Raw genomic sequence first — 8799 nt, 5'->3', positions numbered from 1 at the left:
TTGAATATAAGTTGTGCATACGTTGAATTGTACTTAGATATTTTGTCAATACTAAGTTACTAATAATCAACGATATGTGCAACTTTTTAAACATAAATATTTTAGGTATTTAATTCCGCCAACGGGTAACAGAAGTTTTTCGGTAGAAAGGAGAATTGGAACGGTATCTGCAAACTGAATCCTCGAAATCAACAAGTAAATACAAAAACAGATTAATTTATCATTAAAAAATGGCTAAAGAAAAAAAGTTTATCACATGTGATGGTAACACAGCTGCTGCTCATGTAAGCTATATGTTTACTGAGGTAGCTGCCATTTATCCTATTACCCCGTCATCCCCAATGGCGGAGCATGTAGATGAATGGGCTGCCAAGGGGCGTAAGAACCTGTTTGGTCAGACTGTTACAGTTCAGGAAATGGAATCTGAGGGTGGAGCTGCTGGTGCCGTGCACGGATCTCTCCAGGCTGGTGCGTTGACAACAACCTTCACTGCTTCTCAGGGTCTTTTGCTGATGATCCCTAATATGTACAAGATTGCAGGTGAATTACTTCCGACAGTATTTGATGTCGCTGCACGTTCTGTAGCAACACACGCTCTGAGCATCTTTGGTGACCAATCAGATGTTATGGCATGCCGCCAGACAGGTTTCGCTATATTCTGCTCCGGTTCTGTACAGGAAGTGATGGATCTGACCGCTGTGCCTCATTTGGCAACATTGAAGGCAAGCGTTCCTTTCATCAATTTCTTCGATGGTTTCCGGACCTCTCATGAATACCACAAGATCGAAGAAATCGATCAGGATGCTCTTGCAAAACTGGTTGATCCTGAAGACATCAAGCACTTCCGTGACCGTGCAATGTCACCGGAACGCCCTGTTACCCGTGGTACTGCTGAAAACCCTGAAACTTACTTCACACACCGTGAGGCAAGCAACACTTATTATGATAAGGTACCAGGAATCGTAGAGCATTATCTGGGTGAAATCTCCAAGATTACCGGTCGTGAATATCACCTCTTTAATTATTATGGTGCCAAGGATGCAGAGAACATCATCGTCCTGATGGGTTCAGCATCAGAACCTGCACGTGAGGCCATCGACTATCTGACCAAGCAAGGCAAGAAAGTCGGTATGGTTTCTGTACATCTGTTCCGTCCGTTCTCAGTTGATTTCCTGCGTAAGGTGATTCCTTCAACCGTTAAGCGCATTGCAGTGCTCGACCGTACGAAGGAGCCTGGAGCAGAGGGTGAGCCGTTGTATTTGGATGTCAAGACAGCCATGTACGATGATCCGCGCAAACCTCTAATCGTAGGTGGCCGCTATGGACTGAGTTCTTCAGATACCACTCCTGCCAAGATCATTTCCGTATACAACAATCTGGAAATGCCGGAACCGAAGAATCATTTCACTGTCGGAATCGTCGATGATGTGACCTTCACTTCTCTTCCAGAAGTTCCTGAGATTCCAATGGGAGGAACGTCTCTCTTCGAGGCTAAGTTCTATGGTTTGGGAGCTGACGGTACTGTAGGTGCCAACAAGAACTCTGTTCAGATTATCGGTAACAATACCAATAAATACTGTCAGGCCTACTTCTCTTATGATTCCAAGAAATCAGGAGGTTTCACTTGTTCTCACCTGCGTTTCGGTGACGAACCGATTCACTCTTCTTATCAGGTCAACACGCCTAACTTTGTGGCTTGCCATGTACAGGCTTATCTGTATATGTACGATGTCACACGCGGACTTCGTAAGAACGGTACCTTCCTGTTGAATACCATCTTCGAAGGCGATGAACTGGTCAATTTCATTCCTAACAAGGTAAAACGTTACTTTGCTAAGAACAATATCAAAGTTTACTTCATCAACGCTACCAAGATTGCTCATGAGATCGGATTGGGTAATCGTACCAACACGATTCTGCAGAGTGCATTCTTCCGGATCACGAAGGTCATTCCTTTGGATCTTGCCGTAGAGCAGATGAAAGCCTTCATCGTCAAGTCTTACTCCCGCAAGGGTCAGGACATCGTTGACAAGAACTTCCAGGCTGTTGACCGTGGTAACGAATACAAGGAACTTCCTGTTGATCAGGCTTGGGCTAACCTGAAGGATGAGGAACAGAAGCAAGACGATGCACCTGCATTTGTCAAAGAACTGGTTCGTCCTATCAATGCTCAAGCAGGTGATCTGTTGAAAGTATCCGACTTCTACAAGAACGGTACGACTGACGGTACTTGGCAGAACGGCACTTCCGCATACGAAAAACGTGGTGTTGAAGCTTTCGTTCCTGTTTGGAACTCAGAGAACTGTATCCAGTGCAACAAGTGTGCATTTGCTTGTCCTCATGCTGCTATTCGTCCGTTCGTCATGACCGATGAAGAAGTGAAGGGATGTCAGGGCGATACCATTCCAATCTTGGCTCCACAAACCATCAAGGGAATGCATTTCCGTCAGGAGATCTCAGTGATGGACTGCCTCGGCTGCGGTAACTGTGTTGATATCTGCCCGGGTAAGAGAGGCAATAAGGCTTTGTCAATGGTTCCATTCAGAACTGACGACCCTGAGATGATCAAGGAAGCTAAGAACTGGGATTGGCTGGTAAAGAATGTTACCAGTAAGCAGAACCTCATTGACATCAAGTCTAATCCGAGAAACAGCCAGTTCGCTACGCCTTTGTTTGAATTCTCCGGCGCTTGTGCAGGTTGCGGTGAAACACCTTATGTCAAATTGGTGAGCCAACTCTTTGGTGACCGTGAAATGATTGCCAATGCAACGGGTTGCTCTTCCATTTACTCTGCATCAATCCCTGCTACACCGTATACAACGAATGCCAAGGGTGAAGGTCCTGCCTTCAACAACTCCCTCTTTGAGGACTTCAGTGAATTTGGTCTCGGTATGGTCCTGGCAAACAAGAAGATGAAGGAACGTATTACCATTCTTCTCAACGAATTGATTGCCAAAGATGATACACCGGCTGATTTCAAGGCAGCTGCTCAGAAGTGGATTGAGAACAAAGAAGATGCAGACGGTTCTAGAGCTGCAGCTGATGAGTTGAAGCCACTGATCGAGAAGGGTGCTGCAGCAGGTTGCCCGACTTGCAAGGAACTGAAGACTTTGGATCACTATCTTGTGAAACGCAGTCAGTGGATCATTGGTGGTGACGGTGCATCTTACGATATTGACTACGGTGGTCTCGACCACGTCCTCTCAACAGGTGAAGATGTCAACATCCTCGTCATGGATACTGAGGTATATTCCAATACCGGTGGTCAAAGTTCTAAAGCTACTCCTCTGGGTGCCATTGCTCAGTTTGCTGCTCAAGGCAAACGTGTCCGCAAGAAGGACCTGGGCCTGATGGAAACCACTTACGGTTATATCTATGTTGCCCAGATCGCTATGGGTGCCAACAACAACCAGACTTTGAAGGCTATCCGCGAAGCAGAAGCTTATCATGGTCCATCTCTGATCATCGCTTACTCTCCATGTATCAACCATGGTCTGAAACGTAAGGGTGGTATGGGTAAGAGCCAACGTGAGGAAGCCCTCGCCGTAGAGTGTGGCTACTGGCATCTCTGGCGTTTCAATCCGGAGTTGTCTAAGCAAGGCAAGAACCCATTCCAACTTGACTCTAAAGAGCCTGATTGGACGAAGTTCCGTGACTTCTTGTTAGGTGAGGTTCGTTACTTGTCAGTAAAGAAAGCTTATCCTAACGAAGCTGAAGAACTCTATTCTGCCTGCGAGCGCATGGCTAAGATCCGCTATCAGAGTTATGTACGCAAGAGCAAGGAAGACTGGAGTGACAGTCTTGAACAAGAAGATAAGTAAAATTACTTCTCCTATATTTTTAAGAGCTCACAATTAATTTTGTGAGCTCTTTTTATTTCCCCCCACTCAGACTAGAAAAGCCGTATCAATCAGAAAGTGACCGACTTGAGGTATCATCATGCCAAACCAAACTCCCAACCCGGGTCTTTTTATAAAAAAACTGAAAAACCAACACGGGTATGAGTTTTTTCCATTATCTTTGAACCGTAATAATTATAAATTCTTTTTATAAACACTTTCAAACACACGAAATGAAGAAAATATTTATTTTAGCAGCTGCTTTCATGGCATTGACTTTTACTGCTTGCCAGAACAAAACCCAGAAGTCAGCCCAGACGACGGACTCTGACTCCATTGCCGCTCAGACCGGCAATGCAAAAATCCCTCAGGCAGTAAGTAAGCAAGTCAGTCAAGTCACCCAAACCATCAGTCAGCAACTCCAGGGTAAGGATGCTGCAGGTTTGGCAAAAACAATGGCTACCGTACAAACCACCTATCAGCAACTCGTCAAGGAAGGCAAATTGCAGGAAGCCAAAGCCTATGTCTCACAAGTTCAGCAATTCATCCAGAAGAACCAGGCAGCCGTCAATCAAGTAGCATCCGGTAATACGACCATTGCCAACCTGATCAATGGTGTAAAGAATCTGCCGACTTCCACCAGCACCACTGCACAACAGGCAGCTGCAGCAGTCAGTACAGATGCCCAGGCAATAGCCAACGGCGTGAAGAACCTTCCGGCAGGTACCAAAGAGGCTGCAGAAAAAACGGTAAAGAATGCCGTTGACAATGCGAAAACTAATGGTGAGAACCAAGTCAAAGGTCAGGTCGACCAAGCAAAGCAAAAAGCTGCAGACGCTGTGAATAAAACCAGTCAAAAGGCTAGTGATGCTGTAAATCAGGGCGCTCAGAAGGCTTTGAAAGGATTAGGACTATAATCAATCCGACCGATCGTATCAAAAGTATAAAAACAAATACCCCCTGAAACTATTGAAGTTTCAGGGGGTATTGTTTAATATTTCACCTGACAGGCATACTCACGAAGATCATCCTTACCGGATGCGATCCGCAGCCTTCAGCAATTTCTCATCGTGTCTGATTCCGCCCCGTGCCAGGAGATACAAGATAATCGCCACGACAGGCAGGCAGACGGTCCAGTTGAAATGGAAAGTACCCACTGCATTGAACTCATGGAACACAATATGCAGGAAATAAGCATACCATAGTACACAAAGTACGATGCACACCCAACACAATTTAATCTGTACGTCCCGTTTATGGAACAAGAAAATCGCGGCAATATTCAGAGGGCAGGTCATCAGTAGAAGTCCAAACAAAGGCCATTCAGGATAGGTACCCTTAAAAGAACCGTGACAAATACCTATATTATAAACGATCGAATTCATCCCCATCCCTTTAGGTTCTATCACCCCGAGAGAGAGACTCATGCACAAGACAGTGACGACAAGAGCCAGAAGGAGATAAAGAGATTGCTTACGCTGTAGCATCAGGTCCCTTCTTTATAGGTTCATCCTTATCTTTAGAAGGATCACGCCAATAAACTTTCCCCTCGATAAATTCCTGAGTAGCCAGCAACGTAGACTTCGGCAACTTCTCATAATAACGGGAGATTTCTATCTGCTCACGATTTTCGAACACCTCTTCCAGAGAGTCATTATAAGAAGCAAACTCAGCCAGTTTCTTATCAAGGTCCTGCTTGATTTCCTGGGCTATCTGATTGCTGCGCTTAGAGATGATGACTACACTCTCATAGATGTTACCGGTATCCTTCCACAATTCTTCAACGTTTCGTGTTACGGTTGTTACCGGAGCTTTTGACTTTTTATAATCCATATCTATTGAAATTGAGTGAATGGTTCATGCCATTCTAATTGATATTCTTTAAATTCAGGCTATTAATCTTGCAGCGGATTGGATTCTTTGTGTGTAGAAAGGAAATCCTTGCATTTTGAGATATAATCTTGGGCTTCAACCCTCAGTTTACTGTCAGGATATTCATTGAGGAAGCCATAGCATTCGTCCTCAGCATCCTCAAAACGCTGATATTGCTTTGAAGGAATACTCATCTTCGCCAACTCAAACTTACTCTTCATGATCAGAATGGAGAAATCCTCGCGCTTATTACTGTAAGGATAATCATTCAATGCATTTTGTGCAGTGACGATGCAAGCTTCATAATTATTCCCACCACTCGTGCAGTTGCCGAAATAGGAACCCAGGTCATAATACAGTTTGGCAGAGTCATACTCCTTGGTTACAAGTTTGTCCTGCAATTGGAACAATCTGTTCTGAGCCTGCTTTTTCAATTTGGCATCCGGGAACAGATCGAGGTATTCCTGAAAAGCAGCAATTGCCATCACCGTCTTACTTTGGTCCAGACGAGGTTCAGGCGTGCTCTGATAGAGGCTCTCCCCAGCATAATATTCAGCCATCTCAGCATAGACACCTTTGGGATAGGACTGGTAGTATTTCTTGAAATAATCGGAAGCCGTCTCGTAATCCCTCATGCAATACTCGGCCATAGCCAGCATGTAAAGACTCTCCTGCGCATTGTCGGTACCTTTTTCTATAGTCACCAACTCCTGCAAGAGCGTCACAGCCCGAGAGTACTTGCCATTGGCAAAACACTCTTTAGCGTATTCATACTTGTAGGCATAGTCACTGGTCTTATATACCTGATTGAATTCATGCCCACAACTCGTCAGCATGACCACCATCATCATAAAGGACAAGATGACAAAGATTGATTTCTTCATTATTATGCTTTTTGATGTGCAAAGTTACTCACTTTTCTGTGATTTACAAAGCAAATACTCCAATTTTTAGCAATTTATTAGGAATCAATAACTCATGAAGCAATCTTTTTAGTAAATTTGCAAGAATGCATAAAGAATAAAGGAGTTATTGTAATGAATTTCAAGCTTACAGCTAAATATAAACCCACAGGTGATCAGCCCCAAGCCATAGAACAACTCACGAAAGGTATAGAGGAAGGTGATCCGGCACAAGTGCTCTTGGGCGTGACAGGTTCAGGCAAGACATTTACCGTGGCCAACGTCATTGCCAAGATCAACAAGCCCACACTCGTTCTGAGCCATAACAAGACCCTCGCTGCACAACTCTACCAGGAGATGAAAGGCTTCTTCCCCGACAATGCGGTGGAATACTACGTGTCCTATTATGACTATTATCAACCTGAAGCTTACATTCCCTCAACAGATACTTATATCGAAAAAGATCTGGCTATCAACGATGATATCGATAAACTGCGCCTGAGTGCGCTCTCTGCCCTGCTCTCCGGAAGAAAAGATGTTATCGTCGTCTCTTCCGTCTCCTGTATTTACGGTATGGGCGGTCCTGTCGCTATGCAACAGAGTATTGTCAAACTCAAACGTGGGGAAAAGATAGACAGGAACGAATTCCTGCGCAAACTCGTGGATGCTCTGTACATCAGAAACGACATCGAATTGAAACGCGGCAACTTCCGCGTGAAGGGAGATACGGTAGACATCTCCATGGCGTATTCAGACAATATCCTGCGTGTCACTTGGTGGGATGACGAGATCGATTCCATTGAAGAGGTAGACCCTGTGTCCTTCCATCGCATAGAATCCTTTGAAAACTATGAGATCTACCCGGCCAATCTTTTCGTCACGACCAAAGACCAGACCGTCACGGCTATAAAGGAGATTCAGGATGACCTTGTAAAACAGGTCGATTACTTTAAGGAAATCGGGGACGACATTAAGGCACAACGGATTAAGGAACGGGTAGAGTATGACATGGAGATGATCAAAGAACTCGGCCACTGCTCCGGAATTGAGAACTACAGCAGGTATTTTGACGGCCGTCAAGCCGGACAGCGCCCCTACTGCCTGCTGGACTTCTTCCCGAAAGATTACTTGATGGTCATCGATGAGAGCCACGTCAGCATACCTCAAATCAATGCGATGTACGGTGGGGATAGAGCCCGGAAGAAAAACCTGGTCGAGTTCGGGTTCCGGTTACCTGCTGCCTTCGACAACAGACCTCTGAAATTCGACGAATTCCATTCCCTGATCAATCAGGTCATCTATGTGAGCGCCACTCCGGCCGACTATGAACTGAAAGAGGCAGAAGGTGTCGTGGTAGAACAACTTATCCGTCCTACAGGACTACTGGATCCCGAAATAGAAGTTCGCCCTTCGGAGAATCAGATAGATGATCTGATGGATGAAATCCTCACACGAAGCCATCACAATGAGCGCGTTCTCGTCACCACACTGACCAAGCGAATGGCTGAAGAACTTACCGAATATCTCTTGGACCACGACATCAAGGCAGCTTACATTCACAGTGATGTAGCCACATTGGACAGGGTCAAGATCATGAACGATCTGCGGGCAGGAGTCTATGATGTTCTGGTAGGCGTCAACTTGCTCAGGGAGGGACTCGATCTGCCGGAAGTTTCCCTTGTGGCCATACTGGATGCCGATAAGGAAGGATTCCTCCGCAGCCATAGGAGTTTGACACAGACTGCAGGGCGTGCAGCCAGGAATGTCAATGGAAAGGTCATCATGTATGCTGACACCATAACGGAAAGCATGCAGAAGACAATAGATGAAACCAACCGCAGGAGAGCGATCCAAATGAAATACAACAAGGATCACCATATCGTTCCGACACAGATTGTCAAGGCGATCAACACCGACCTGCCTATCGGACATTCGGAAGAAGGAAAAGACATGCAGAATCATCCCCAGCCCTATGTCGAACCTTCTGAAGTGGCATTTGTTGCAGATCCTATTGTCAAGCGGATGACCCGACAGCAATTGCAAAAGAGCATTTCCGATACAACTGCCATGATGCAACAGGCAGCAAAAGACCTCAACTTTATCCAAGCTGCTCAATATAGGGATGAAATCATGCGACTGCAAAAGCAATTGGAGTTGAAATAAAATTCAGTAGATCGTTCTCTATT

6 protein-coding genes are annotated in these 8799 nt (G+C 45.3%); 3 read left to right on the top strand and 3 right to left on the bottom strand.

Annotation, left to right across the window (positions count from 1 at the left end):
• The first annotated feature begins 230 nt into the window (after positions 1-230).
• Positions 231-3821, top strand: coding sequence for a pyruvate:ferredoxin (flavodoxin) oxidoreductase (gene nifJ / locus NG821_RS02170; RefSeq protein WP_252760018.1), 3591 nt, complete (start codon positions 231-233; stop codon positions 3819-3821).
• A 251-nt stretch (positions 3822-4072) separates the two neighbouring features.
• Positions 4073-4756, top strand: a complete 684-nt coding sequence (locus NG821_RS02165; protein WP_252760017.1) for a hypothetical protein — start codon at positions 4073-4075, stop codon at positions 4754-4756.
• A gap of 114 nt (positions 4757-4870) precedes the next feature.
• Here the strand turns inward: NG821_RS02165 and NG821_RS02160 are convergent, their stop codons facing one another.
• From NG821_RS02160 to NG821_RS02150, 3 genes are all read right to left on the bottom strand, one after another.
• Positions 4871-5326 (bottom strand): DUF4293 domain-containing protein, encoded by a 456-nt coding sequence (locus NG821_RS02160; RefSeq protein ID WP_252760016.1) that lies wholly within the window; start codon positions 5324-5326, stop codon positions 4871-4873.
• Positions 5313-5672, bottom strand: a complete 360-nt coding sequence (locus NG821_RS02155) for a DNA-directed RNA polymerase subunit omega (protein ID WP_252760015.1) — start codon at positions 5670-5672, stop codon at positions 5313-5315. The genes NG821_RS02160 and NG821_RS02155 overlap by 14 nt, the downstream gene beginning before the upstream one ends.
• A 62-nt stretch (positions 5673-5734) precedes the next feature.
• Positions 5735-6595: an outer membrane protein assembly factor BamD gene (locus tag NG821_RS02150; protein WP_252760014.1), complete on the bottom strand. Its 861-nt coding sequence runs from the start codon at positions 6593-6595 to the stop codon at positions 5735-5737.
• 153 nt (positions 6596-6748) lie between these two features.
• On the opposite strand from NG821_RS02150, the gene uvrB reads away from it, so the two are divergent.
• Positions 6749-8776, top strand: a complete 2028-nt coding sequence (gene uvrB, locus NG821_RS02145) for an excinuclease ABC subunit UvrB (protein ID WP_252760013.1) — start codon at positions 6749-6751, stop codon at positions 8774-8776.
• The last annotated feature ends 23 nt before the right edge of the window (positions 8777-8799 follow it).

Source organism: Segatella cerevisiae (assembly GCF_024054555.1).
Classification (GTDB): domain Bacteria; phylum Bacteroidota; class Bacteroidia; order Bacteroidales; family Bacteroidaceae; genus Prevotella; species Prevotella cerevisiae.
The sequence above is the reverse complement of the archived record's forward strand: the minus strand, read 5'-3'. Positions and strand labels throughout refer to the sequence as shown.